Consider the following 25,909-nt stretch of genomic DNA (forward strand, 5'->3'; position numbering starts at 1 on the left):
CCCTCTGGCTGAAACGCATCGCTATCCACGCGATGCGTTTCAGCTTTGTTTGAAGCATGTCGTTGTCCCAAAACGCTGCGCACTTTTGGGCGATATGCTCCCTGAGGACGGATGAACCATGCTTGACATTAAATGGATTCGCGACAACCCGAAGGCCCTTGTCGAGGCGCTGGTGAAGCGCTCGTGGTCGGCTGACGAGGCGCAGTCCACGGTCGACGGGCTGATCGCCTCGGACGAGGCGCGGCGCGAACACGTCACCGAACTGCAGACCAAGCAGGAGCGCCGCAATGCCGCCTCGAAGGAGATCGGCAACGCCATGCGTTCGGGCGATGCGGCCCTTGCCGAGAAGCTGAAAGCCGAAGTCGGCGAGATCAAGACCTTCATCCAGAACGGCGAGGCGCGCGAACGCGAACTCGACAAGGCGCTGAACGATGCGCTGGCGGTGCTGCCCAACATACCGTTCGACGACGTGCCTGTCGGCAAGGACGAGCACGACAATGTGGTGAAGCACATTGTCGGCAAGGTGCCGACGCGGTCGAACTGGGTGAAGGAGCACTTCGAGATCGGCGAAGCGCTCGGCATGATGGATTTCGAGCGGGCGGCGAAACTGTCGGGCTCGCGTTTCACCGTGCTGAAGAGCGGTCTGGCGCGGATGGAACGCGCGCTCGGCCAGTTCATGCTCGATCTGCACACGACCGAGCATGGCTACGAAGAAGTCATCCCGCCGCTGATGGTCAAGGACGACGTTCTGTTCGGCACCAACCAGCTGCCGAAGTTCGAGGAAGACCTGTTCTTCACGCCGCATGGGGAGGGCAGGCTTGGCCTGATACCCACCGCCGAAGTGCCGCTTACCAACCTGGTGCGCGAGGAAATCACCGCGCATGAAAAGCTGCCGCTGCGCTACACCGCGCTGACGCCGTGCTTCCGTTCGGAAGCGGGCTCGGCCGGGCGCGACACGCGCGGCATGCTGCGCCAGCATCAGTTCTACAAGGTCGAGCTGGTGTCGATCACCGACCAGGAATCGTCACTTGCCGAACACGAGCGAATGACGCAATGCGCCGAGGAAGTGCTGAAGCGGCTCGGCCTGCCGTTCCGCACCATGACGCTGTGCACCGGCGACATGGGCTTCGGCGCGCGCAAGACCTATGACATCGAGGTCTGGCTGCCCGGCCAGAACGCCTATCGTGAGATCTCGTCCTGCTCGGTGTGCGGCGATTTCCAGGCGCGCCGCATGGACGCCCGCTACAAGGACAAGGACGGCAAGGGCAACCGCTTCGTCCACACGCTCAACGGTTCGGGCACGGCGGTTGGCCGCGCGCTCATCGCCGTCATCGAAAATTACCAGAACGAGGATGGCAGCGTAACCATTCCTGAAGTGCTGCGGCCTTACATGGGCGGTCTGGAAAAGATCGAAGCGAAATGATGCGCATTCTTCTGACCAATGACGACGGCATTCATGCCGAGGGCCTGGCGTCGCTCGAACGCGTCGCGCGCACGCTGTCCGACGATGTCTGGGTGGTGGCGCCGGAGCAGGACCAGTCCGGTTACGCGCACTCGCTGTCGATCTCGGAGCCGCTGCGGCTGCGCAATATCGGCGAGAAGCATTTTGCCGTGCGCGGCACGCCGACCGATTGCGTCATCATGGGCGTCAAGAAGATCCTGCCTGGCGCACCCGACCTGATCCTATCCGGCATCAATTCCGGCGCCAACATCGCCGACGACGTCACCTATTCCGGCACCGTCGCCGGCGCCATGGAAGGCGCGCTGCTCGGCATCCGCTCGATCGCGCTCAGCCAGGGCTACAGCTATGTCGGCGAAGATCGCGTCGTGCCTTACGAGACGACCGAGGCGCTGGCGCCGGCCTTGCTGAAGAAGCTGGTTGCGACCCCGCTACCGGACGGCGTTCTGCTCAACGTCAATTTTCCCAACTGCCTTCCCGAAGAGGTGGCCGGGACGGTGGTCACCACGCAAGGCAAGCTGGTGCACTCCCTGTGGGTCGATGAGCGCCGCGACGGGCGCGGCCTGCCTTACTACTGGCTGCGCTTCGGCCGCGAGCCTGTCGAAGGCAAGCAAGGCACCGACCTCTACGCTTTGCGCAACAGGCTGGTGTCGGTGACGCCCCTGCAACTCGACCTCACAGCGCATGAAATCCGTGACCAACTGAGCAAGGCGCTTGCATGAACCAGGGGCTCGATGACCGCGAAGGCTTTGCCGCCTTTCTGCTGCGCCTGCGCGGCCGGGGAACAGTGCCGAAGGCGCTGATCGCGGCCTTCGAGGCGACGCCGCGACGCGGTTTCCTGGCTGCCCAGTTCCATTCCATCGCCTGGTCGGACCGCATGCTGCCGATCGAATGCGGCGAAGCGATCGAAGGCGCCGACATGCAGGCAGCGGTGATCGCGGCGCTCGCCATCGAGCAGGGCAACCGCGTGCTCGAGGTCGGCGCCGGCTCCGGCTACACAGCGGCGGTGATGTCGCGCTTGGCGGCGCGGGTCGTCACCACCGATCGCTACAAGACGCTCGTCGAGCAGGCGAGGCAGCGTTTCGAGGCGCTCGGCATCGGCAACGTGATCGTGCGCCACGCCGATGGTTCCGGCGGCCTGCCGAATGAAGGGCCGTTCGATCGCATCGTCGCCTGGGCCGCCTTCGACAGCCTGCCGCGCTTCCTGCTCGACCAATTGTCGAGCGGCGGCATCGTCATCGCTCCGATAGGACCCGAGGAGGGCGAACAGGTGCTGGCCAAGCTGACCAAGGTCGGCAGCCGGTTCGAGCGCGAGGACATCGGCCTTGTCCGCCTGCAGCCGATCCTGCGCAGTGTCGCTGCCGTCATCTAGGGGCGTTGATATTCAGGTGAGGCCGACCTGCAAACGTTGGTTTCCTGCGCTTCCGGTGCTCGGGCACTTTAAGTACGCTCCGCTCGTCGCGAGGGCGCCCCCGAAAGCCATCTCGTTTGGTCGCTTCGCGCTCGTCTTCGACTCCGTCTCTGCGTGACCTAAATCTCACCACCCCTCAGCTCGCTCTCTAATATTTTAAGAAAATTGCGCCGGATTCCATGAGGTTAACCGTCGAGTAACATTAACGCGCTTTAATCATGCCTAGTTTGTACCGGGTATGTGCGGGTCAGTGCGATGCAACTCAGTGTTTTGAAGGCAAATGGACGCAATCTGGCGCGAGGCTGCGCCGTCCTCATGATTGCAGGCGCCGCGGCCGGGTGCAGTTCCCAGGTTTCGCGGTTCAATGGCGTCGATGACGTCTTTACATCCTCGACCAACAATCAGCGCGCCATCATCAACAAGCAGGACGCCGTGCAGCAGCCCTATCCGGGTGACGTCGCCGCCGCTCCGATCGATGGCAGCCACACACAATCGGTCAGCCGCTCCAGCCTCGAGCCGGTCTCGACGCGGCCGCTGCCGCCGCCCGTTGCCCAGGCACAGCCGGCTCCGGCACTGGCGCCAGCCTCAAAGCCGGTACGGACCGCATTGGCTCCGGCGCCGCATGTCGACAGGACCACGACCGGTACCGTCGCTCCGGCTGCATCGCCGTTCAAGGTTGCGCAGCCGGATGAACCGCGAGTGGCGTCGTCTGGTAAGCCGCATGCAACCGAGATTGTCGTTCGGGACGGCGAAACGATTGGCGGCCTGGCGCAACGCTACAAGGTGCCGTCCGACGTGATCATGAAGGTCAACGGGCTGAGCGCGACCAAGGGACTGAAGACCGGTCAGAAGCTGGTCATCCCGGCCTACGCCTATTCGAGCAAGGGCGAGCCGAAAGTCGCCGATGCCAAGCCGGCGAAAGACGGCAAGCATGACCTGCCGGCCACCGCGCCGGACAAGGTCGCCGTTCTGCCGCAGCAGCCGAAGCTCAAGGAAGGCAAATCCGCCGCTCAGGTCGACACTTCGGCCGCGGCAAGCCAGCCGAAGGAGCCCAAGCCGCAGGTGGCCGCGGCCAAGTCGACTGGCGCTGCAGGCACCTACACGGTCCAGTCGGGCGATACGATGTCCTCGATTGCCAGGAAGACCGGCGTCGGCGTCGTTGCGCTGAAGCAGGCCAACGGGATGAAGGATGGCTTGCTCAAGATCGGCCAAACCTTGAAGGTGCCGGCCGGCGGAACCGCGACCGCCGCCAGCGCCAAGCCAGCGAAGGTCGATCCGGTGACCACGGCCACCACGCAGCCAGCGGCAAAGACCACGCCGTCGGAGACGCTGGCGTCCTACACGCCGCCGAAGAAAGATTCGAAAGTCATCCAGCAGGCCGAGGACGACGACGCCGTCGCGCCCGACGCCACCGGCATCGGCAAGATGCGCTGGCCGGTGCGCGGCCGCGTGATCTCCGGTTTCGGTTCCGGCAAGGATGGCGTCGACATCGCCGTGCCGACGGGAACGCCGGTCAAGGCTGCCGAGAACGGTGTCGTCATCTATGCCGGCGACGGCCTCAAGGAATTCGGCAACACGGTGCTGGTGCGCCATGAGAATGGTCTGGTCACCGTCTACGGCCACGCCAGCTCGATCGAGGTCCAGCGCGGCCAGAAGGTCAAGCGCGGCCAGGAAATCGCGCTGTCGGGCATGAGCGGCACGACGGACTCGCCGAAGCTGCATTTCGAAGTGCGCAAGAATTCGGCTCCGGTCGACCCGTCAGGCTATCTCGAATAGAAGAAAAAAAGCAATTTGCGGGACGTCTGACCTCCAGTCCGCCCGCCGGCTCAGCCCGTTCCGCAAGGAACGGGCTTTTTCAGTTGCTTTTCTTGACCATGATCTTTTCCGAAAACCGGCCTCCACTTTTCGGAATCATGGTTCTAGTCCTTCAGCGGCTTGCCGAGCCGTCCAGCCAGGTCCTGCGTGAACTGCCAGGCGACGCGGCCCGAGCGGCTGCCGCGCGTCGTTGCCCATTCCAGCGCCTCAGCGCGCAGTTGCTCGGGGTCGATGGCGAGATCGTGATGCCTGACGTAGCCGTCGATCATGTCGAGATATTCGTCCTGCGAACATTTGTGGAAGCCGAGCCACAGGCCGAAGCGGTCGGACAGCGACACCTTTTCTTCGACCGCTTCGGACGGGTTGATCGCGGTCGAGCGCTCATTGTCGATCATGTCGCGCGGCAGCAGATGCCGGCGGTTCGAGGTGGCATAGAAGATGACATTGGCCGGGCGCCCCTCGACACCGCCCTCGAGCGCTGCCTTGAGCGATTTGTAGGAGGTGTCGTCGTGGTCGAAGGAGAGGTCGTCGCAAAACAGGATGAAGCGGAAGGGGGCCGCCTTCAGCAATCCCATCAGCCTCGGCAGCGTGTCGATGTCCTCGCGGTGGATTTCGATTAGCTTCAACGGCAGGTCGGACTTGGCCTTGGCGTTGATCTCGGCATGTACGGCCTTGACCAGCGACGATTTGCCCATGCCGCGCGCGCCCCACAACAACACGTTGTTGGCTGGATAGCCGGCCGCGAAGCGTTCGGTGTTGTCGACAAGGATGTCGCGGACGCGGTCGACACCACGGATCAAGCCGATGTCGACGCGGTTGACCTTGCGCACCGGCTCCAGATAGCCCGGATCGGCCTGCCAGACGAAGCAATCGGCCTCGCCGAGGTCGGTTTGGGGCACCGGCGGCGGGGCGAGGCGGCTCACCGCCTCGATCAGCCGGTCGAGCTTCTGGTTCAGGGCTTCAATGCTGCTGTCGGTCATGTCTGTCTTTTTGTTTTTCGCGTTTTTGACGTGTGGGAGCGTGAACGTGGCCGATTCCGTCTGATGCAAAACCGGTTGCAACCTTTCGTTCGAGCGTGATCTTTGGACAAACGGTTTCCGTTTGTCCGAGAAAACCGGCTCGCGCTTTTCGCGATCATGCTCTAACACGGCTCAACAGGCCGGAAAAGCAGCCGATTTGCCCGGCCGCGCAGTTGCATTGACAACTTTACCGACTATATTCCGGCCAAATTTCAAGGGGCCGCAAAATTGGCGGCTGTTTTCAAAATTCAGGAGTACCTCGATGTTCGTGACACCGGCATACGCCCAAGGTATCGGCGCCTCTCCCGACATGTTCATCAGCATTTTGCCGTTTGTCCTGATTTTCGTGATCATGTATTTTCTGATCATCCGGCCGCAGCGCACGCAGCTGAAGAAGCGCGGCGAGATGCTGGCCGCGGTCCGTCGCGGCGATACGGTCGTCACCGGCGGCGGCTTCGTCGGTAAGGTGACCAAGGTGATCGACGATACCGAGCTCGAGATCGACCTCGGTAATGGCTTGAAGGTGACGGCGCTGCGCTCGACGATCGCCGATGTGCGCGTCAAGGGCGAGCCGGTGGCGAACCAGAACGCCAAGAAATAATCCAATTTTAGGCGGAGCGATCCGCGGACACGCTCTGACGGACGACGCCCTATGCTGTATTTTTCGCGCTTCAAGATGATCCTGATCTGGGTGGCCGTGGCCATCACAGTGATCCTCGCCGCGCCCAACCTGTTCTCCGCCAGCACGCTGGCCCAACTGCCCAGTTGGGTGCCGAAGCGCCAGATGACGCTCGGCCTCGATCTGCAGGGCGGCTCGCACATCCTGCTGGAGATGAATCAGAACGATCTGATCAAGGACCGGCTGGAGACGACGCGCGACGAGATCCGCACCCTGCTGCGCGACGCCAAGATCGGCTATACCGGCCTTGCCGGCACGGGACGGACGTTGCAGGTCCGCATCACCGATCCCGCCCAGCTCGAAGCCGCCAAGACGGCGCTGAAGACCTTGACCGATCCGGTCGCCGCCGGCCTGTTCACCGGCGGCTCCATCCAGGAAATGACGCTCGACGATTCCGAGCCCGGCCTGCTCAAGTTCACCGTCACCGATGCCGGCATCAAATATCGCACATCGACCGCATTGACGCAGTCGATCGAGGTGGTCGAGCGCCGCGTCAACGAACTCGGCACGACCGAACCTATCGTGCAGCGGCAGGGCGACGACCGTATCCTCGTCCAGGTGCCGGGTCTTCAGGACCCGCAGAGGCTTAAGGAAATCCTCGGCCAGACCGCCAAGCTGACCTTCCAGATGGTCGACCAGTCGATGCCGGTGCAGGACGCGCTCAATGGGCGCCCACCCGCCGGTTCGTCGGTGCTGTATTCGCAGGACGATCCGCCGGTTCCCTATCTGATCGAGAACCGCGTCATCGTCTCTGGTGAAAACCTCGTCGATGCGCAGGCGACCTACAATTCGCAGAACAACGAGCCGGTGGTGTCGTTCCGCTTCGACTCGAAGGGTGCTGCGCGTTTCGGCCAGGCAACCTCGCAGAATGTCGGCAAGCTGTTCGCCATCATCCTCGACAACCAGGTGATTTCGGCGCCGCAGATTCGCGAGCCGATCCTGGGCGGCACCGGCCAGATCTCCGGCAATTTCACCGCCCAGAGCGCCAACGACCTCGCGGTGCTGCTGCGCGCTGGCGCCTTGCCCGCGACGCTGACGGTGATCGAAGAGCGTACCGTTGGTCCGGGTCTCGGCCAGGATTCCATCCATGCCGGCAAGGTCGCCGGCATCATCGGCTCGATCCTCGTCGTTGCCTTCATGTTCGTCGCCTATGGCTTCCTCGGCTTCCTCGCCAACATCGCGCTGGCTGTGCACGTGGCGATGATCGTCGGTGTGCTTTCGCTGCTTGGTGCGACGCTGACCTTGCCTGGTATCGCCGGTATCGTGCTGACCATCGGCATGGCGGTCGATTCCAACGTTCTGATCTACGAGCGCATCCGCGAGGAGCGGCGCGCCGGCCGCTCCGTGATCCAGGCGATCGATACCGGTTTCACCAAAGCGCTGGCAACCATCGTCGATTCCAACATCACCTCGCTGATCGCCACCGTGGTGCTGTTCTATCTCGGTACCGGGCCGGTGAAGGGCTTTGCCATCACTTATGCGATCGGCATCCTGACAACCGTCTTCACCGCCTTCACCTTCACCCGACTGCTGGTCTCGATCTGGCTGCGCCGGGCACGTCCAAAGGAATTGCCGCGTGCCCCGGTAACCTTCGTTCCGCCCGGCACCAAGATCCCCTTCATGGGCATCCGTCGCTGGACGTTCACGCTCTCGAGCGCACTTTCGATTCTGTCGGTGGTGCTGTTCATGACCGTCGGCATCAATTACGGCATCGATTTCAAGGGCGGTTCGCTGATCGAGGTGCAGGCCAAGAGCGGCAATGCTGATCTCGCCGACCTTCGCGCGCGGCTGACCGAACTTAATATCGGCGAAGTGCAGGTGCAGCAGTTCGGTGCGCCGAATGACGTGCTGATCCGGGTCGGTACCCAGGATGGCGGCGAAAATGCCGAACAGACGGTCATCGACAAGGTGCGCGGCGAACTGCAGGACAATTATGACTTCCGCCGCGTCGAAGTGGTGGGGCCGACGGTCTCGGGCGAACTTGCCAAGCAAGGCACAATCGCCATGCTTGTCGCGCTGCTCGGTATCCTGATCTATGTCTGGTTCCGGTTCGAATGGCAGTTCGCCGTCGGTGCCATCATTGCGACGGTGCACGATGTGGTCATGACACTTGGCTTCTTCGTCATCTCCGGGCTCGAATTCAACCAGTCATCGCTGGCGGCGATCCTGACCATTATCGGCTATTCGCTGAACGATACGATCGTTGTCTATGACCGTGTCCGAGAGGATCTGCGAAAATACAAGCGCATGCCGCTGCCGCAACTCTTGAACAATGCCATCAACGAGACGCTGTCGAGAACGACGCTGACCTCGGTGACGACGATCCTGGCGCTGCTGGCGCTGGTGCTGTTCGGCGGCGAGGTGATCCGCTCGTTCACGATGGCCATGCTGTTCGGCGTCATCTTCGGCACCTATTCGTCGATCTTCATCGCCGCACCGCTGCTGATCCTGTTCAAGCTGCGGCCGCAGGCTACGGCCGACGAGGAAAAGCCAGTCGGCGGCGGCAAGGCGGTCGCGACCTGACGCGCCGCCCCGAAGGGGTGACAAAACGGTGACCAGCAAAGGCATCGTCATCCGCGCGGCGCATTTCCCTGGCCGCGCGCCGATCGAAGCCTACGGCAATGGCGGGTTCCGCTTTGCCGACATGTCGCATCGCGGCTCGCTGCTCTGTCTGCCATCCGGCATCCATGGCTGGGAACCGGCGGATCCTCAGGTGCTGGCGGTAGCGGATTTCGACAGGCTGCTGGCCGAAGCCAACAAGATCGAAATCCTGCTGGTCGGCATGGGTAGGGATCTCAGGCCGTTGCCCGCCGCACTGCGGGCCGCGCTGAAGGCGGCAGGCATTGCGTCCGACCCGATGTCGACCGGTGCCGCGGTGCGGACCTACAATGTCCTTCTGGCGGAAGAGCGCGCCGTGGCCGCCGCGCTCATCGCCGTCGATTGACATGTCCCAGAATGCCAAAATCGTCATGGACGCGGTGCGCCCCGCCGACCATGACCGCTATCTGACCGCGCTCTACGCGCCGGCCGACAAGCGCGACGCGCTGTTTGCGCTCTACGCCTTCAATGCCGAGATCGCAGGCATTCGCGATCGGATCCACGAGGCGCTGCCTGGCGAGGTGCGGCTGCAATGGTGGCGCGATGTCATTGCCGCCGGCGGGGAGGCGGGCGCCGGCCATCCCACAGCTGAAGCCTTGAATGCCACCATAGCGACATTCAGCCTGCCGAAGCTGGCCTTCGAGAACATGCTCGATGCGCGCATCTTCGACCTCTACGACGATCCGATGCCGTCGCGCACCGATCTGGAAGGCTATTGCGGCGAGACGGCGGCCGCGCTCATCCAGCTTGCGGCAATGGTGCTCGATTCCGTCGAGGCGCCGCGCTTTGCCGAACTGGCGGGCAGGGCTGGCTGCGCGCAGGCGATGACCGGCCTGCTACTGCTGTTGCCGCTGCACCGCAAACGCGGGCAATGTTTCATCCCGGCTGATATCCTTGCTGCGGCAGGTTCTTCGCCGCAGGAGTTCGTCACCGGCGATGGTGGTCCCGGTGCCAAGCGCGCGGTGGCGGCGATGATGGCGCTGGCGCGGGAGCATCTCACCGCCTTTGAACAGGGCGCATCGGCTCTGCCGGTCTCGCTGCGCCCGGCATTCCTGCCGCTGGCCCTGTCTCGCGCCTATCTCGGCAAGATGGAGAATGGCTCGCCGCTTGATGGCGTGGCGCGGCTGTCGGCCTTGCGCCGGCATTGGTTGTTGTTGCGCCGCGCGAGCAAAGGCTGGCCGGCACTTTGACGTAAACGTCAATCATGTTAAGGAATCTCCGAGCCGAAAACTGTCGCCGTAGACGACAGACCGGCTCGGAGGAGATACCCATTCATGAGCTTGCCGTTGTTGGTCGCCATCGTCGCCCTTGGCATTGCGCTGTCGGTTGCCGCAGTGCATTTCACCGGTGGCAGCAAGACAGCGACGCTAACCGGCGCCGATCAGGCAATGAGCCGATTCGCGGAGGATTTTCCCGACGAGATCGCGGCACTGGTCCGCCTGACGGCGGACGCCAGGACGGCGTTTCTGGATATCGGGCGAGGGCGCATCGGGATCGTTCAATGCATCGGCGACTGCTTTTTGACCCGCATCGTCACGCCTCAAGATGTCGCGGTTTTGCACGCCGAAGATGTGAACACGGTCTCGTTCCGGCTTGCCGATTTCACCTGGAAGGGCGGCCGTTTCCGCTTTGCCAGCGCAGCGGATGCGCAAGGCTTGATGAGAAGCCGTCTATTCCGCTGCTTCGGCCGTTTCCGTTTGCGCCGCCAATCCCAGCCATTGCCGGCAATCGGCGCGTGCGCGCGAGGTGATGGCGTGGCGCTTGGCGACGGTCTTGTCCTTGCCGCGCATGCGTTTGCCCTCGGTCTTCGGGGCTTCGACGGGCGGGAACAGGCCGAAATTGACATTCATCGGCTGGAAAGAGCGCTTTCCCGGCTCGTCGTCTGAAACGATGTGGCCGCCGGTGATGTGGTTGAGCAGGGCGCCGAAAGCGGTGGTGAGCGGCGGCAGCGCCGGTGCATGGCCGAGCCTTTCGGCGGCGGCGAAGCGGCCGGCGAGCAGGCCGATGGCGGCACTTTCGACATAGCCTTCGCAGCCGGTGATCTGGCCGGCAAAACGCAGGCCTGGGCGCGACTTCAGCTGCAGCGAAGCGTCCAGCAAGGTCGGCGAGTTGATGTAGGTGTTGCGGTGCAGGCCGCCGAGGCGGGCAAAATCGGCGTTTTCGAGACCCGGTATGGTACGGAACACGCGCACCTGCTCGGCATGCTTCAACTTGGTCTGGAAACCGACCATGTTGTAGAGCGTGCCCAGCGCATTGTCCTGCCGCAGCTGGACGACGGCATAGGCCTTTACCGTCGGATTGTGCGCGTTGGTCAGCCCCATCGGCTTCATCGGCCCGTAGCGCAGCGTCTCGACGCCGCGCTCTGCCATGATCTCGATCGGCAGGCACCCGTCGAAATAGGGCGTGCCTTCCCATTGTTTGAATTCAGTCTTCTGGCCATCGACCAGCGCTTGCACGAAGGCAAGGTACTGGTCCTTGTCCATCGGGCAATTGATGTAGTCCTTGCCGGTGCCGCCCGGCCCGACCTTGTCGTAGCGCGATTGGAACCAGCAGGTATGCATGTCGATCGTGTCGAAATGGACGATCGGCGCGATGGCGTCGAAGAAGGCTAGCGCATCCGCGCCGGTCGCTTCAGCGATCGACTGGGCAAGTCCAGGTGCGGTTAGCGGACCGGTGGCGACGATCGCCTGGTCCCAATCCGCCGGCGGCAGATCAGGCACTTCCTCGCGCTGGATGGTGATCAGCGGGTGCGCTTCGAGTTTTTTCGTTACGGCGTCGGCGAATCCGTCGCGGTCGACGGCAAGCGCACCGCCGGCAGGCACCTGGTTGGCGTCGCCGGCGCTCATGATCAATGAGTTGGCCAGCCGCATTTCGGCGTGCAACAGGCCGACGGCGTTGTTGTCGGCGTCGTCGGAGCGGAAGGAATTGGAGCAGACCAGCTCGGCCAGGCTATCGGTCTTGTGGGCATCGGTGCCGCGAACAGGCCGCATTTCGTGCAGGATGACGGGAACGCCAGCTTGCGCTGCCTGCCAGGCGGCTTCGGAACCGGCGAGGCCGCCACCGATGATATGGATTGGATTTTTGCTCATGAGCGCCGGAATAATCGCTTGGTGCGGCGATTGCAATTGCCGTGCGTGGCGCAGGGGCAAACAGCAGCTCGGGATCAACCCCTGAAAACAACAACACCCGCCGGGGGAGGAGGTCCGGCGGGTGTCATTTTTGGGGTCGACCCTCGGGAGGAGGTGAAGGCCGACCATATTCGCCATCGCCGGGGAGGAGTTCGGCTTTGACGAAAACTCTTTCGCTTTTTTACAAGGGGCGAAACCCTTTTGGGAAACAGCGCCCGACGCGGGAGGAGGTGCGGCGGGCGCCGTTTTGGTGGCCGATCTTCGGGAGGAGGTGAAGGTCGGGCCTACTCGTCATCACCGGGGAGGAGGTCGGCTTTGACGAAAACTCTTTTTGGGAAACAACGCCCGCCGCGGGAGGAGGTGCGGCGGGCGCCGTTTTGGTGGTCAACCCTCGGGAGGAGGTGAAGGTTGACCGGATCCGTCAGGGTCGGGGAGGAGGTCGACCCTGGCGAAATTCCTGTGTTAGATCGCCCGGCGGGCGACAATCTTGATTTCGTCGCGGACGATACCGAGATCATGCAGCTGGCGGTTCGAAAGGCGACCCAGCTCGCTAACCGTCTCGCGATAAACGCGCCAGTTACGATAGTTGCGGATCAGGTTCATTGTCGTTCTCTTTTTCAAAACTGGTTCGGACCATTTGCGGTCCGAAGAGTTAGACCGCCTTGCGAGCGACGTAAGGAATGTCGCTGCGGCTGATGCCGAGGTCGGTCAGTTCACGGTTGCTCAGGCGGCTCAGCTCGGACACGGTGTCCCTGTAGCGGCGCCAGTTGCGGTAGTTGCGGATCAGGTTCATGGTATTTCTCGTTTCGTCTTTCTTCCGGATCATTCCGTCTTTGTGTACGAAGCATAGATAGGCGGGCCTATATCGATTTAAAAGCGCTATGGCTGCATGGCAGCAATGCAAATTGTGCAATGCAGCATTAACGTGCGTTCACGGACCTGACACAAAGAAGCCCGAATCGGAAAATGCCTTAGCGTCAACGGCTTGACCGGGCCGGCTGAAAAAAAGACCAAACTGGGGGAGAAGCGGCATGGCGGGTTATTCGTCGCGGGTCAGGGCGGATATCGCGCGCTGGCAGCAGGCCGGCATGATCGACGCCGCGACCGCCGATTCGCTCTCGCGCGATGTCGAGGCCAACGAGCGCAAGTCGCTCAGCTTCGGCTCGATCCTGGCGATGATGGCTGCCTTGATGTTCGGCGCTGCTATCCTGATTTTCGTTGCCGCCAACTGGGACGCAATCCCGCGGCTGGCGCGCGTTCTGACACTTTTTGCGGTTATCCTTGGCGGCTACGTCGGCGGCGCACTGTTGAAGACGCGCGACCATGCGGCGATCGGCGAGGCGCTGTGGATCGTGGCGGCGGCGGCTTTCGGCGGGTCGATCGCGCTGATCGGCCAGATGTATCATCTGTCCGGCGACGAGGCGTCGGCTTTGGTCACCTGGGGCGCCGGCACGGCACTGGCGGCGGTGGCGCTGCGATCGAACCCGCTGACCGTGGCTTCGGTCGGCATTGCCGATGCCTGGCTGTTCCTGAAAGGCTTCGACTATTACAGCCGCAGCGAATTTCCTCATGCCTTCGTCGTCATGGCGATCGTGCTGTTCGCCGTCTCGTTCTGGACCCGCAGCCAGACGGCGCGGCACCTGATCATCCTGTCGGTGCTGTTCTATCTGGTGCTGCTGGTCACCAACCACGACACGTTGCAGGTGGCGATCCCGCTGGTGGTCGTCTCGATGCTGCTGTTTGCGGCCTCGGTCTTCGCGCCGGATCCGGTCGACAGAATCGTGCAGCTTGGCGGCCGCTTGCCCTTGCACGCCCTGCTCGGCTTCCTCACCGGCCTGGCCATGATCCAGTTCGAACTGGCTGACAAGAGCACCTACAACAACGGTTTCGCCATCGCCTCGGTCGTCGCGCTGGCCGGCATCGTCGCGGCAATCGTGCTGGCCGGACGAGAAAGCCGCGGGTTGCGCTGGCTTGCCTATGCCGGCTTCGCCTTCGAACTCGCCATCATCTATGTGGTGACATTGCAATCGATGCTCGATACGGCCGGCTTCTTCCTTGCCGCCGCGGTGCTGCTCGGCATCCTCGCGCTGGTCATCATCCGCGTGGAAAAACGCATGAAGGGCTCAGTTGCCAAGGGAGTCACGGCATGATGACCGGGAAAAGACTTGTCATCTCGGCGCTGGTGCTGGCGCTCGTCCAGATAGGCTTCCTGAGCTGGATCATCGCAGGCCGCGCGGCGATCCTGCGCAACGGCAAGGACGTGCTGCTGAAGATCGAGCCCGTCGATCCGCGCGACCTCCTGCGCGGCGACTATATTATTCTGGGATACGAGATTTCGCGCATACCTGTGAAAATGATCGCCAATATTCCCGCCGACAAATTTTCCAGCGACGATACGGCGATTATGGTTCGCCTCAAGAAGGGCGCCGACGGCTATTGGCAGCCGATGACCGCCTGGTTTGGCAAGGCGCCGACGCCGGCCGCTGCCGATGAGGCCGATATATCAGGCCACGTCGCCGAGGGCTGGGACCTTCGCAGCGAAGAGGCGACCATCGCGCCGGACTACGGTATCGAGCGCTTCTATCTGCCGGAAGGCGAGGGGATGGCGATCCAGAACGACATGCGGGTGCGGCCGTTCGGCATCCGCCTCGCGCTTGCCGGCGACGGCACCGCGCAGATCAAGGCACTGGTGGACGGCGACAAGACGCTGTTCGAGGAACCGCTTTATTAATGTCCTTGTTTGCCGTGGTGTGAAGCATGCCAGTCACCTTGTCGACGCGGGAGGACATCAACCTCGACACTGTTTTCCGCGTCGCCTGGAAGAAGGAAACGGTGGCGATCAGCGAGAAGGCCCTGCAGCGGATCGCCGAATGCCGTGCTTCCTTCCTCAAGCTGATTGAATCCGACCCGCCACCGGTCATTTATGGCGTCACCACCGCCATGGGGGAGCTGGCGAGCCGCAAGCTCGAACTCGACGAGCGGGGCCGCCATGCGCGCATCAAGGCGTTCGCCGCCGCCACCTCGTTCGGCGATCCGCTGCCTGATCGCGTGGTCCGGGGGATCGTGCTTGCCCGCCTGACAAACTTCATCGAGGGCAACGCCGCCACCACGCCGCGCATCGCGCTGGCCGTCGCAGAAATGCTCGACGGTCGGCCGATGCCAACGGTGCCGGCCTCAGGCCAGGGCGGCGCCGGCGAGATCCTGGCGCTCTATCCCTTATTTGCCGAGCTTTCGACGCGCTTCGACCTGGAGGTCAAGGAACGAGGCTCTCTGATCAACGGTTCGCCCTGCGCTGCCGCTCTGGTGGCTGATGCCGCGCTCGCGGCGCGCCGCCGCCTCCGCATGGCGCAAGAAGTGTTCGCGCTGTCGATAGAAGCCTTTCGTGCGCCGCTCGAGCACTACGACGCGGCCCTCGATGCGCTTTGGGGCGATGAGCATGAAGCGGCTGCCCTGCAGGGGTTGCGGGAATTTCTGGCCGGCGCCGGAGACGGTCGGCGCAACTATCAGGCGCCGGTCAGCTACCGCATCGTGCCGCGCGTCCTCGGCCAGGCGCATCGAGCGCTGTCAACGGCGGAGCGGGCGGCCACCGTGTCGCTGGCCTCGATATCGGACAATCCAGTCTACATCACGCCTCACGATGCACATCCGCTCGGCCGCTGCATCAGCACGGGCGGCTATCACAATGCCATGGCGACGCCGGCGCTGGACGATCTGGCGGCGATATGGGCCGATATCTGCCTGCTCTGCGACCGCCACGCCTCAAAACTCCTCAACGGCAAGGTGTCGCTGCTGCCGGATCTCCTGATGACCGGACGACACTCAGCCGACAGCGACGGCCACGGCAATGTCGGCTATGTGCCGATGGCGATCACCGGCTATCTCGAGCAGGCCAAGCTGGCCGCACAGCGCACCTTCATTCCGGGAACGGAATCAGCGGGCGCCGGGCAGGACGACGTCGCCACGACGGCGTTCTTCGCCTGGACCAAGGAGGCAACCGCCGGACGCTGCGTTGATGCCGCCATGGCGATGCTGGCGATGATCGCCTCCCAGGCGCTGCACGTCACCGAACGCACGCCGCCGCCGGCGCTGCAATCATTCGTCACTGAGGTCAGAAACATAGTGCCGCCTGTCGACGACGATCGTGTGCTGGGGCCGGAGCTTGCAAAGCTGGCCGAGTGGTTCACCGGGCGAGTGTTCGAGGCATGATCCCATGGAGCGGCCACTAGCCGGGGACATTGGTGTGCCCGAGCAGATGGAGTTCGAACCTGCGTCGGTCCTCCTTCGCCAAGGCTTCGGAGGACACTCCTTCGTCTAGCGAACTTCAGGTGGCCTGCCACCCGAAGCTCGAAGAGCGAAGGGTGGTGCGGATGAAGGGACTCGAACCCCCACGCCTTTCGGCACTGGAACCTAAATCCAGGGCGTCTACCAGTTCCGCCACATCCGCATGGGTCGGCAATCCCATGTAGCCATCATTCTGTCAATGTCAGACAAGATGTTGGATCAGGGCCAAAATGATGGTTGTTCGCCGAAATGCGAAGACTGTTGAAAATTAGCCTCGCCTGTGACAAAAGGCGTGTCAAATGTGACGGGACGCGACGATCCGCTTCTACAGAATGTGATAAGAAGTAGGAAAAACAAGAACTTATTCACATTTTGGAACGCAGTTTGGGAGAGTTTGAGCCGTATTTTCGGTCAAATCGCCAGGTTCCGTACCAAAAGCCATTCCCGGCAAGAATATACCGGCAGGCTGTAAACGGCAGAGGCCGTGGCAGTCTCATTGGTGAAAACAAAGGTTTTACGATGCAGGTCACCGAAACGCTCAACTCCGGTCTCAAGCGCGAGATCAAGATCACCGTGCCGGCCGGTGACATGGAAGCCAAGCTGATGGCGCGGCTCTCGGATGCCAGGAACAAGGTCCGCATCAACGGCTTCCGTCCCGGCAAGGTACCGGTGCAGCACCTGCGCAAGGTCTACGGCAAGTCGTTCATGGCCGAAGTGGTCAACGAAATCCTCAATGATTCGACCCGTTCGATCATCACCGGGCGTGGCGAAAAGGCTGCCATGCAGCCCGAAGTCATCATGACCGAGGACGAGAAGGAAGCCGAGAAGATCCTGGCCGGCGGCGTCGACTTCGAGTTCCGCCTCAACTACGAGATCATTCCGGCGATCGAGATCAAGGACTTTTCCGACATCAAGGTGACGCGCCAGGTGTTCGACGTGCCGGATGCCGAGATCGACGAGCAGGTCCAGCGCGTGGCCGAATCGGCGCGCAGCTACGAGCCGAAGACCGGCAAGGCCGCCAATGGCGACCGCGTCACCATCGACTATGTCGGCAAGATCGACGGCGAGGCCTTCAATGGCGGCGCCGGCACCGATCAGCCGCTGGTGCTGGGCTCGAAGGAGTTCATCCCCGGCTTCGAGGATCAGCTTGTCGGCGCCAAGGCCGGTGACGAAAAGCAGGTCACCGTGACCTTCCCGGAAAACTACCAGGCGGCGCATCTGGCCGGCAAGGAAGCGACCTTCGACGTCACCGTCAAGGAGGTGTCCCAGCCCGGCGCGCTGGAAATCAACGACGAGACCGCCAAGAACCTTGGCCTGGAGTCGCTGGAGCGCCTGCGCGACGTCGTGCGCGGCCAGATCGAGAACCAGTTCGGCGCCATGACGCGACAGAAGGTCAAGCGCCAGTTGCTTGACCAGCTCGACGCGGCCTACTCGTTCGAGGCGCCATCGAAGCTCGTCGACGCCGAGTTCAACAACATCTGGGCGCAGGTCAATCGCGACCTGGAAGCAGCCGGACGCACCTTCGCCGACGAAGAGACGACGGAAGACGAGGCGCGCGCCGAGTATCTGCGGCTTGCCGAGCGCCGCGTGCGCCTCGGCCTGGTGCTGGCTGAAATCGGCGAGAAGGCCGGTGTCACCGTATCGGACGAGGAGTTGCAGCGCGGCCTGTTCGAGCAGGTGCGCCGCTATCCGGGCAACCAGCAGCAGGAAGTCTTCGAGTTCTACCGCAACAACCCGGAAGCGTTGAACACGTTGCGGGCGCCGATGTTCGAGGAGAAGGTGGTCGACCATCTGCTCGGCCAGATTTCGGTCACCGACGTCAAGGTTAGCAAGGAAGAGCTGATGGCCGACGACGAGGAGGACGAAACCGCCGTCAAGGCGAAGCCGGCGAAGAAAGCCGCCGCCAAGAAGGCCGACGACAAGACGAGCGATGCCAAATCTGGCGACGACGCGGAAGAGCCCAAGAAGAAGGCCGCGCCGAAGAAGAAAGCTGCCAAGGACGCCTGACAACACCTGCGCTCCGCTGAGACAGGAAAGGCCGCCCTCGAGGCGGCCTTTTTCGTTGCCAAACTGCAACAGCCGGCTCGCTTCGCGAGCGACGGCCTGTGGCGACCAAGCTTTGATCATTATCTGCGCTCTTATTGAAAGCCGCTTGGCTGTTGGAGGGCGTGTTGAGACTTTTCGTCGAATTGGGACACGCAGCGGCAATCGCGCTGATCCTTGTCTCGGCCTGCGGCATCGCCCGAGCCGATACGGTGCTTGACAATTGGCGGTTCGACACGGGCGACGACGGCCTCGTCACGGCGTCGCTCTATGCCACCAACAAGCTGATCACCGGCGGCGGCGCCTTGAGCTACAGCCCGATCCTGACGATTGCCTGCCGGGCAAACGGCGAGCCGCATTGGACCGAATGGCTGCAATTGAACGACGCCGTCTCGGCCAGCCGCAAGATCACCATGTCGGTCACGCTCGACCAGGGCAGCAAGTTCGATGAAAGCTGGTCGGTCGGGCCACGCGGCAGGATGCTGGTGCGCGACGGCGCCGATGGCATCAGGCGCCTTGTCGCCGCGAACCGGCTCCAGCTTTCGTGGCGGTTCGGGCTGTTGTCGGGGCGCGGCGAAGCCGATTTCGACCTCGCCGGGTTCGGCGAAGCGGTCAATCAGGTTGCCGGTAGCTGCAACACGGATGTACCGTGATCAGATTTCCTGGCGCGGAATCCCGCCCAAAGCCACTTGGGTATGCATGCCACTCGCCAAAAGCGGCCCATGAAACCGTTTGCCCGAGAAAACTTCGAGCGCTTGCGGCTCTTCACCACCGACGATCCAGTCCGTGAGGTATTGGTGAAGCCAAGGGCGATGGCGAAGCCATGGCCAGTCCAGGCAAACCCATAGATGGTGTTGTGCAAGGCAGCGGGCGTGTCGACAATCGGGATGCCGTCAACCGCGCAACTCCCGACGCGGGAAGCATCGACCTTCAGGAAGGTGGACTCGCCGATGAAAGGCAAGGTCGCGATGGCATCGGTCAGGCCGAGAGCTGTCGAACTGAGCGACCCCTTCCAACGGCCCTCCGGCGTATAGGCAACGCTCTGGCCGCCTGAAAAGCATCAACGTCCCATCACGCCGGGGTTGCCGTCGGCTATTGTTTCGAAACACCGTTCGCCGATACGGCGTGCGCCCTGGTCGCACAGGGCTTGGGAGTGTCGATCGTCGACCCGTTCTCGGCGGCTCGATGGGCAGGTAGATTGACGATACGGCCCTTCAGTCCCCATCTCCTCGGCCACATCAACATCATAAGAAACAGAGCCCAGGTCTCACCCATGCTTCAACAGGGGTTCGAGCGAGAATTCCGAACCGCGCTCGAGGAAAATATGAACGGGGTACTCGCTTATTTTAGCCGGATTCGTCCCATCCACTTCAGCGGCTGATCAGAACGGTGAAGGTCGCGTCGATATCGGCTCGTTGGACACAATGGAAGGGCCTTGAGGCGGGCTCGACAGGCTCGATCCGGATTTCTCCGTCGCTGACATCGCTTCCTGCCTGCTAGCGGCACCATTTTTCGACGGCAATTGCAATTGCCTTGGTGCAATCGACGAGATCGCGCACCGAAACGCGTTCGTTCGGCTGATGCGCCTGCGCCGGATCGCCGGGACCGAAATTGACGGTCGGGGTGTTGCCAAGGCCGGTCGGCAGGCCGATGTCGCTGTGCGCGCCAAAACCACTCAGGACCGGCGAGAGGTTGGCTTCTTTGACGGCCTCCTGGAAGACGCCGACAAAGGGATTGTCCGACGGGATTTCGGCGCAGTCGGCGTCGAGGATCCACTCGACGCGGGCAGGGTGCTTTCGCAGATAGGGATCTCGGCAGAAGATTATGCAAACGAATTTCCTGCGCTTAATTCGATCGCCCGGGCTTGATCGGGCGCTCGTGGCAGTCCCCAACTATGCCCTCTGGCCCTAGATCAGCAGCAGGCCCTTCATGCTGGAATGACCTTTGCGCCCGATGATGATGTGGTCGTGGACGGCGATGCCCAGGCGCTTGGCCGCGTCGATGATCTCCTTGGTCATCTCGATGTCGGCGCGCGACGGCGTCGGGTCGCCTGACGGGTGATTGTGCACCAGGATAATGGCGGTCGCCGAGAGTTCGAGCGCGCGCTTGATCACTTCGCGCGGATAGACAGGCGTGTGGTCGACAGTGCCCGTCTGCTGCACCTCGTCGGCAATCAGCGCGTTCTTCTTGTCGAGGAACAGGATCCGGAACTGCTCGCGCGCCTCGAAGGCCATGGCTGAGCGGCAATAGTCGAGAAGCTGCTGCCAGGATGAGAGGATCTCGCGGCCGTGGACCTCGCCGCGTGCCATGCGCTGCGCCGTCGCGGCGACGATTTTCAGGTCGAGTGCCACCGCCGGGCCGATGCCCTTGACCTCCTGCAGCAGGCCGAGAGGCGCGCCAAGCACTTCGGCCAGCGTGCCGAAGCGCGCCAGCAGCGCCTTGGCCACCGGCTTGGTGTCGGCGCGGGGGATCAGGCGAAACAGCAGAAGCTCCAGCAGTTCGTAATCGGGCAGGGCGTCCGGACCCGCCGAGGCAAAGCGCTCGCGCAAGCGGTCGCGATGGCCGAGATAATGCGGCCTCTCGTCTGTCGCCTTGGCTTTCGCCGCTGGCCGCATCGGCACTTCGGCGAAGAAATTCCGCTCGTCGTCGTCGCTTGTGTTCCCCATATGCCGCCCCTCCGATGCGAACATTAAAACCGTTCTGGGCTGGATTGAAAACCGTTCTGTTCTGCAAGCGCGAGACGACCGGCGCGGGCGTCATGGTCATGCCAGCCTGTGTTATCAACTTCGGGATTCTCTAGCTAATACAGGCGCCAAGATCAGACCAAGATTGCGCAACAAAACTTAACATCACTTCACGCATGCAGCCATTTTCACCTGAAATAGCCAGAGCATGAGGGCCCCACGGCCTTGCTCTTCCGGAGCACGCCGTTGGCCAAAATCGATTCTGGAATGTTCGCTGGCCGGGCCTCTCTTGCGGCGATGGCAATTCTGTTTTCAACGCATTCGGGGATCGTGCTTGCGGCCGACGCCATTGCAGTCGATACCGACGATTTCCGATGACGGCCCGCGCTCGTTTTTCGAACCGTTCTTCAAGGAGGATGCGTCGCGCGGCGTTGCGTCGAAGCATGGGTTCGGCCTGGGCCTCTCGATCGTTGCCGACATCGTCGAGTGGCACGGCGGCAGGATCGAATTGCTGGACAACCAACCCAATGGACTGGTCGTTACCGTCGACCTGCCGAATGGTCCAAGTGCCCAACCGTCATAGACGGTCGCGTGCCGGGTAAGATGCGCTAAGCCGGCAGGCCGGGGCGGTCGAGCTTTCTTGGCGACAGGGTGAAAATCTCGCAGCCGGTGTCGGTCACGCCGATCGTGTGCTCGTACTGCGCCGACAGCGAGCGGTCGCGCGTCACCGCGGTCCAGCCGTCCGACAGAACCTTCACGTGCGGCCGGCCAAGATTGATCATCGGCTCGATGGTGAAGATCATGCCGGGCCTCATCTCGACGCCCTCATTGGCACTGCCATAGTGCAGGATGTTCGGTGCGTCATGGAACAGCTGGCCGACGCCATGGCCGCAGAAATCGCGCACCACCGAGCAGCGCTCGCCCTCGGCATATGTCTGGATGGCGGCGCCGATGGCGCCGGTGCGGGCGCCGGGCCTGACCGCCGCTATGCCGCGCATCAGGCATTCATGCGTGACTTCGAGCAGGCGCTCGGCGGCACGCTTGATCGTGCCGACCGGGTACATGCGCGAGGAATCGCCGTGCCAGCCGTCGAGGATGTAGGTGACGTCGATGTTGACGATGTCGCCATCCTTGAGCGGCTTGTTGTCGGGAATGCCATGGCAGACGACATGATTGATCGAGGTGCAGGACGATTTCGTGTAGCCGCGATAGTTGAGTGTCGCCGGTAGCGCGCCATGGTCCATGCCGAATTCGAAGACGAAGCGGTCTATTGCTTCGGTGGTGACGCCGGGCTCGACCATCGGCACCAGTTCGTCGAGACAGCGCGCGGTGAGATCGCATGCCTTGCGCATGCCGGCAAAGCCGTCCTCGCCATAGAGGCGAATCTGGCCGGTGTTTCTGAGCGGGGCCGTGGCGGCGTCGAGATAGGTGACCATTTTGTCCGTGTAGCCGGTAGGACCCTGCAAGAGGGCCGACGTGAAAATCTCCCCAGATTTGGCACTTGAGGGCGAAAGGTTCAAGGAAGAACTGCCTGATGCAGCCGTGCATTCGGGATATTCGCCTTGCATGGGCTAATGTCTTGCCGGGTTTTGCCCGGTTTGCTTTCCATTCTGGTCATCGTGCGGTAGGGCGGGTGATGTTTTCGAGATCTCGCCCCTTCACGGCGGCCAGGCAAGCCAGATGGCTTGAAGCGCCGCTGACGGCAGCCTGCTCATGCCTGATGGGCATGGTGCTGCTGGCGATGCTGTGCCTCGGCCAGCCGGTGGTGCCAGCCTTCCCGGATAGTGCGCCGAGCGTTACCAGCGTCGGTGTCGAGCGGTCCGATGAGGTGGCGGCGCTGCTGCGTGTCACCGGCAAGGCGCAAGCGCTGGAAGTTCGCGCCGTCCGTCCGGCTCTGGTCAAGTTCGCCGGCGGCCACCCCGCTCTGCCGGTCCCCGACGCTGTCTTCCTTTGGGTCGAACGGACGCCGGCGGGAGCGGTTGTTTCGGGATACGGAGCGGCCTCGGTTCCCAGGGCGAGCACCAACCAGCCGCGCGCACCGCCATCCATCGCGGCCTGAGCGGTCCAGAACCGCACCCTTCACCCATAGCTATCCCTGTTCGCGCCGTGATCGTGCGGCGGCTGTCGGCCGCGCCGCGGTCGCGCGGCGCGCCATTTCCGGACTATTTTCAATGCAACACCGCATCAAGACTTTCAAAACCCTGTCGCGTGCTGCCGCGGCTGCCGCGTTCCTCTCTGTCCAGGCGCTCATCTGCATCGGAACCGTCTATTGGGCGGTTGCCGAGACGCTCGGCCTGTCGGCGATGGCGGCCCTTGCTCTCGGCGGCATCTTCGCCGTGCCGACGATATCTGTGCTGATTACCGCCATTCGCATGGCTTTCGACGCGGAGACGGATCCGGCGAACCAGTGAACGCAGTCGCCCAAAGCATATCCTCGATTGTTTGGGCGACGTGGCGGTTCAGCGACCCAAGTGACGACACATTTCTGGGCCAAAAGCTGGTCAAAGCAACTTTTGACGACGAATGGCGTTGCCTCGGTGACGCCAGTTCGGGAGACAGGAAATGGACAGACTGCAATTCGAGGTGCCGGTGCGCATCGCATCCGCGCCCGGCCTGCCAGTCGAGGAGATATACGGCGTCGAACAGGCGCTCGATTTTCTTCAGGACTGGCCTGCGCGCCGTCAGGGCCCGATCTATCAGAAAGCGTTCAACGCCTGCTTTGGCGCCACGGTGGACGTGGTCAAGACCGAGGATGCGTGCCGGGCATTCATGGCGTTTTGCCGGGCGAGCGGACTGATGGCCAGGGACATGATGACGCCGCGCAAGCGCGGCGGTCAGACGAGGGCGCTCCAGGCCTGAGGGCCGTCGCAACGTCAATGTTTGAACGCACACGGCGATGTCGTGAGCGTACGGCTGCACATCAGGTGCACCAGCGACAGCGCCGTTAAGCTTCCGTTTCCACCTTCCCGGCTACGCCATTGCTTGTTGGCAATGGTTGATTCGTTGCGTCAGTCTCATGGTTCGGAAGATGTCCTCAGAAAAAATTCGTGCATTCCCGATCGACCGTCAGGTATTCTTGGTCAGGGAGGTTGCTGCCAAGCTCGGTAGTCTGCATGGCGAGACCGCCACCTCCTTCTGGAGGGCCAAGGCGTCGGAGTTGCTCGATCTCGTGGTCGGTTCCGGCAGGGACAGAACAGCAGCCAGCGATGAAGTGCGCAGGTTTTTCCTGGCCGTACAGCGAGAGATGTTGGCTGGAACGCCTGCGGAGTCGATGCCAATACTTTCCGCTTAAAGAAAATATCGCGGAACCGGGCTCTATTAAGTGCTCCAATAGCGGCCGTCTTGATGACGCTGGCCCATTCGCCCGCCAAGACACGCTGCTATGAAATGAGCTCGCACCGGCGAACTGGCGCGGGCAAGGAGCGTCATGTCCAAAACCCGTCGGTCAGCCAACAAACCCTTCCTTTTGGAAACAAATAGGTCACTGATCAAAATTGAACGGGACTTTTTAGCCATTCGTTCATATGTGCGTGCTTTCTAATTTATGTCATGGCCTCCAGTAGCTTCACCCGTATTTGGCTTACAATAGACGGCATGCGCCGGAGCACGGGCGCAAATGTTGCCACCATCTTCGCCCTGACCTTGCCGATCGTTGTCGGCGCCGCGGGCTTCGGTGTCGAGACCTCCTACTGGTACTACAACAGCCTGAGATTGCAGGCGACGGCCGATGCCGCCGCCTATGCCGGCGCGCTTGAACGGGTCTCGGGTTCCGACAAGCCGACAATCGTCGCGGCCGCGACCCAGTCGGCAGCGACGAACGGATTGGGCTCGGGCACGATCGTCGTCAATACGCCACCAGCGTCTGGACCAAATACGGCGAAGAAGGCGGTCGAGGTCATCGTGGGTCAGAAGCTCGACCGGATGTTCACCGCAATCTTTACGCAGGCCCAGGTTCCCGAACAGGCGAGGGCGGTGGCCCTCATCACCGATGCCTCGAAGGCCTGCATGACCGCGCTCGATCCGGCCGCCTCGCAGGCGGCACTGTTTTCCGGCAATACCACCGTGAAGGTCACCGGCTGCGTGGTGATGTCCAATTCGATCGCCCCGGACGCCATCAAGCTCCAGGGCTCGGCGAGCCTCCAGGTCGATTGCCTGATATCGGCGGGCGGCGTCTCTCTCAGCAATCCCGTCACAACCGTCTGCGCGGCCCCAATCACCCAGGCACTGCCGGTCGCCGATCCCTTTGCCGACCTGCCGGCCCCGACGGCCTCGAACCCCTGCCAGAACGACAACAAGCCGACGCTCAGTCCAGGCACCTATTGCAGCGGCATGAACCTAAAGGGCAATGTCACGCTTTCGCCGGGCGTCTATGTCGTTCGGGGCGATCTCAAGATCAACGCCAACGCGGCCATCGTCGGCAGCGGTGTGACCATCTTCATGTCGGGCAGTTCGACCGTCAGCATGAATGGCAATGCCTCCGTGAAGCTCAGCGCGCCGACCTCGGGCACCTATTCAGGCGTTCTGTTTTACGGCGACAGGACCGGTATCGCCGCATCCAGCACATTCAACGGCACAGCGGACTCGCTGCTGACCGGGGCCATCTACTTCCCGAAACAGCAAGTAAACTATCTTGGCAACTTCTCGGGCAACGGCGGCTGCACCCAGGTCGTCGCCAATACGATTCAATGGTCCGGCAGCACAACCGTCAACCAGGATTGCACGAGCCTCGGAATGCGCGACATTCCGGCGGGGCAGTCCGTGGCGCTGGTCGAGTAGCTTCGTGAAACGCCAA

The 25,909-nt window shown here is 62.5% G+C and carries 26 protein-coding genes, 1 tRNA gene and 1 pseudogene; 19 read left to right on the forward strand and 9 right to left on the reverse strand.

Annotated elements, in window-relative coordinates; translation table 11 throughout:
• The first annotated feature begins 118 nt into the window (after positions 1–118).
• The 4 genes from serS (at position 119) to ASD99_RS28015 (ending at position 4,646) form a co-directional block, all read left to right on the forward strand.
• A complete protein-coding gene (serS, locus tag ASD99_RS28000) occupies positions 119–1,423 on the forward strand; it encodes a serine--tRNA ligase (protein WP_057145581.1) in 1,305 nt (434 codons plus the stop codon).
• Positions 1,423–2,181 (forward strand): 5'/3'-nucleotidase SurE, encoded by a 759-nt coding sequence (surE, locus tag ASD99_RS28005; RefSeq protein ID WP_056582376.1) that lies wholly within the window; start codon positions 1,423–1,425, stop codon positions 2,179–2,181. The genes serS and surE overlap by 1 nt, the downstream gene beginning before the upstream one ends.
• Positions 2,178–2,831: a protein-L-isoaspartate(D-aspartate) O-methyltransferase gene (locus tag ASD99_RS28010; RefSeq protein ID WP_056582004.1), complete on the forward strand. Its 654-nt coding sequence runs from the start codon at positions 2,178–2,180 to the stop codon at positions 2,829–2,831. Before surE ends, ASD99_RS28010 begins: the two co-directional genes overlap by 4 nt.
• Positions 2,832–3,125: 294 nt before the next feature.
• The gene (locus ASD99_RS28015; protein ID WP_056582006.1) at positions 3,126–4,646 is read left to right on the forward strand and encodes a peptidoglycan DD-metalloendopeptidase family protein; all 1,521 of its coding nucleotides are present in this window, start codon (positions 3,126–3,128) and stop codon (positions 4,644–4,646) included.
• Positions 4,647–4,789: 143 nt separating this feature from the next.
• Here ASD99_RS28015 and ASD99_RS28020 read toward each other — a convergent pair whose 3' ends face one another.
• Positions 4,790–5,665 carry an ATP-binding protein gene (locus ASD99_RS28020; RefSeq protein ID WP_056582378.1) on the reverse strand — a complete coding sequence of 292 codons (876 nt, stop codon included), beginning with the start codon at positions 5,663–5,665 and terminating at the stop codon, positions 4,790–4,792.
• Between the two features lie 301 nt (positions 5,666–5,966).
• On the opposite strand from ASD99_RS28020, the gene yajC reads away from it, so the two are divergent.
• Genes yajC through ASD99_RS28040 form a run of 4 tightly spaced genes read left to right on the forward strand, consistent with a single transcriptional unit; the run spans position 5,967 to position 10,171 of the window.
• Positions 5,967–6,305 (forward strand): preprotein translocase subunit YajC, encoded by a 339-nt coding sequence (gene yajC / locus ASD99_RS28025; protein WP_056582009.1) that lies wholly within the window; start codon positions 5,967–5,969, stop codon positions 6,303–6,305.
• Between the two features lie 51 nt (positions 6,306–6,356).
• Positions 6,357–8,906 carry a protein translocase subunit SecDF gene (secDF, locus tag ASD99_RS28030; protein ID WP_056582011.1) on the forward strand — a complete coding sequence of 850 codons (2,550 nt, stop codon included), beginning with the start codon at positions 6,357–6,359 and terminating at the stop codon, positions 8,904–8,906.
• Positions 8,907–8,934: 28 nt separating this feature from the next.
• Positions 8,935–9,327, forward strand: coding sequence for an Mth938-like domain-containing protein (locus ASD99_RS28035; RefSeq protein ID WP_056582013.1), 393 nt, complete (start codon positions 8,935–8,937; stop codon positions 9,325–9,327).
• A 1-nt stretch (position 9,328) separates the two neighbouring features.
• A complete protein-coding gene (locus ASD99_RS28040; RefSeq protein WP_057145583.1) occupies positions 9,329–10,171 on the forward strand; it encodes a phytoene/squalene synthase family protein in 843 nt (280 codons plus the stop codon).
• Positions 10,172–10,348: 177 nt separating this feature from the next.
• On the opposite strand, the gene ASD99_RS35365 is transcribed toward ASD99_RS28040, so the two are convergent.
• From ASD99_RS35365 to ASD99_RS32860, 4 genes are all read right to left on the reverse strand, one after another.
• Positions 10,349–10,633, reverse strand: coding sequence for a hypothetical protein (locus ASD99_RS35365; protein ID WP_057145585.1), 285 nt, complete (start codon positions 10,631–10,633; stop codon positions 10,349–10,351).
• A gap of 18 nt (positions 10,634–10,651) precedes the next feature.
• Positions 10,652–12,070, reverse strand: a complete 1,419-nt coding sequence (gene trmFO, locus ASD99_RS28050; protein ID WP_056582382.1) for a methylenetetrahydrofolate--tRNA-(uracil(54)-C(5))-methyltransferase (FADH(2)-oxidizing) TrmFO — start codon at positions 12,068–12,070, stop codon at positions 10,652–10,654.
• A gap of 501 nt (positions 12,071–12,571) precedes the next feature.
• Positions 12,572–12,712 carry a DUF1127 domain-containing protein gene (locus tag ASD99_RS32855; RefSeq protein ID WP_082525239.1) on the reverse strand — a complete coding sequence of 47 codons (141 nt, stop codon included), beginning with the start codon at positions 12,710–12,712 and terminating at the stop codon, positions 12,572–12,574.
• A gap of 49 nt (positions 12,713–12,761) precedes the next feature.
• Positions 12,762–12,902, reverse strand: a complete 141-nt coding sequence (locus ASD99_RS32860) for a DUF1127 domain-containing protein (protein WP_013531315.1) — start codon at positions 12,900–12,902, stop codon at positions 12,762–12,764.
• A gap of 238 nt (positions 12,903–13,140) precedes the next feature.
• Here ASD99_RS32860 and ASD99_RS28055 point away from each other — a divergent pair, with 238 nt between their 5' ends.
• Genes ASD99_RS28055 through ASD99_RS28065 form a run of 3 tightly spaced genes read left to right on the forward strand, consistent with a single transcriptional unit; the run spans position 13,141 to position 16,315 of the window.
• Positions 13,141–14,259 carry a DUF2157 domain-containing protein gene (locus ASD99_RS28055; protein WP_057145587.1) on the forward strand — a complete coding sequence of 373 codons (1,119 nt, stop codon included), beginning with the start codon at positions 13,141–13,143 and terminating at the stop codon, positions 14,257–14,259.
• The gene (locus ASD99_RS28060) at positions 14,256–14,840 is read left to right on the forward strand and encodes a GDYXXLXY domain-containing protein (protein WP_057145588.1); all 585 of its coding nucleotides are present in this window, start codon (positions 14,256–14,258) and stop codon (positions 14,838–14,840) included. Before ASD99_RS28055 ends, ASD99_RS28060 begins: the two co-directional genes overlap by 4 nt.
• A gap of 26 nt (positions 14,841–14,866) precedes the next feature.
• Positions 14,867–16,315 carry an aromatic amino acid lyase gene (locus ASD99_RS28065; protein WP_057145590.1) on the forward strand — a complete coding sequence of 483 codons (1,449 nt, stop codon included), beginning with the start codon at positions 14,867–14,869 and terminating at the stop codon, positions 16,313–16,315.
• 153 nt (positions 16,316–16,468) lie between these two features.
• Here the strand turns inward: ASD99_RS28065 and ASD99_RS28070 are convergent.
• A tRNA-Leu gene (locus ASD99_RS28070) sits at positions 16,469–16,553 on the reverse strand.
• A 356-nt stretch (positions 16,554–16,909) separates the two neighbouring features.
• On the opposite strand from ASD99_RS28070, the gene tig reads away from it, so the two are divergent.
• Positions 16,910–18,397, forward strand: a complete 1,488-nt coding sequence (gene tig / locus ASD99_RS28075) for a trigger factor (protein WP_057145592.1) — start codon at positions 16,910–16,912, stop codon at positions 18,395–18,397.
• A gap of 164 nt (positions 18,398–18,561) precedes the next feature.
• Positions 18,562–19,086 (forward strand): hypothetical protein, encoded by a 525-nt coding sequence (locus ASD99_RS28080; RefSeq protein WP_056582384.1) that lies wholly within the window; start codon positions 18,562–18,564, stop codon positions 19,084–19,086.
• A gap of 843 nt (positions 19,087–19,929) precedes the next feature.
• Here ASD99_RS28080 and ASD99_RS28095 read toward each other — a convergent pair.
• The gene (locus ASD99_RS28095; protein WP_057145598.1) at positions 19,930–20,325 is read right to left on the reverse strand and encodes a M20/M25/M40 family metallo-hydrolase; all 396 of its coding nucleotides are present in this window, start codon (positions 20,323–20,325) and stop codon (positions 19,930–19,932) included.
• Between the two features lie 15 nt (positions 20,326–20,340).
• The gene (radC, locus tag ASD99_RS28100; protein WP_057145600.1) at positions 20,341–21,099 is read right to left on the reverse strand and encodes a RadC family protein; all 759 of its coding nucleotides are present in this window, start codon (positions 21,097–21,099) and stop codon (positions 20,341–20,343) included.
• A 385-nt stretch (positions 21,100–21,484) separates the two neighbouring features.
• Between radC and ASD99_RS28105 the strand changes: the two are divergent.
• Positions 21,485–21,700, forward strand: a pseudogene (locus ASD99_RS28105) (ATP-binding protein); the annotation flags it as partial.
• A gap of 25 nt (positions 21,701–21,725) precedes the next feature.
• Here ASD99_RS28105 and map read toward each other — a convergent pair.
• Positions 21,726–22,553 carry a type I methionyl aminopeptidase gene (map, locus tag ASD99_RS28110; protein ID WP_057145743.1) on the reverse strand — a complete coding sequence of 276 codons (828 nt, stop codon included), beginning with the start codon at positions 22,551–22,553 and terminating at the stop codon, positions 21,726–21,728.
• A 200-nt stretch (positions 22,554–22,753) separates the two neighbouring features.
• Between map and ASD99_RS28115 the strand changes: the two genes are divergently transcribed.
• The 5 genes from ASD99_RS28115 to ASD99_RS28135 all read left to right on the forward strand — a co-directional run bounded on the left by ASD99_RS28115 (position 22,754) and on the right by ASD99_RS28135 (position 25,893).
• On the forward strand, positions 22,754–23,176 hold the full coding sequence (locus ASD99_RS28115) for a hypothetical protein (protein ID WP_156389095.1): 423 nt from the start codon (positions 22,754–22,756) through the stop codon (positions 23,174–23,176).
• A gap of 112 nt (positions 23,177–23,288) precedes the next feature.
• A complete protein-coding gene (locus tag ASD99_RS28120) occupies positions 23,289–23,528 on the forward strand; it encodes a hypothetical protein (RefSeq protein ID WP_056582037.1) in 240 nt (79 codons plus the stop codon).
• Positions 23,529–23,679: 151 nt separating this feature from the next.
• Positions 23,680–23,976 carry a DUF982 domain-containing protein gene (locus ASD99_RS28125; protein WP_057145604.1) on the forward strand — a complete coding sequence of 99 codons (297 nt, stop codon included), beginning with the start codon at positions 23,680–23,682 and terminating at the stop codon, positions 23,974–23,976.
• Between the two features lie 169 nt (positions 23,977–24,145).
• Positions 24,146–24,409 (forward strand): DUF6074 family protein, encoded by a 264-nt coding sequence (locus tag ASD99_RS28130; RefSeq protein WP_056582385.1) that lies wholly within the window; start codon positions 24,146–24,148, stop codon positions 24,407–24,409.
• Positions 24,410–24,666: 257 nt separating this feature from the next.
• Positions 24,667–25,893: a pilus assembly protein TadG-related protein gene (locus ASD99_RS28135; protein WP_057145606.1), complete on the forward strand. Its 1,227-nt coding sequence runs from the start codon at positions 24,667–24,669 to the stop codon at positions 25,891–25,893.
• Positions 25,894–25,909 lie beyond the last annotated feature (16 nt).

Source organism: Mesorhizobium sp. Root695 (assembly GCF_001428185.1).
Lineage (GTDB): Bacteria > Pseudomonadota > Alphaproteobacteria > Rhizobiales > Rhizobiaceae > Mesorhizobium.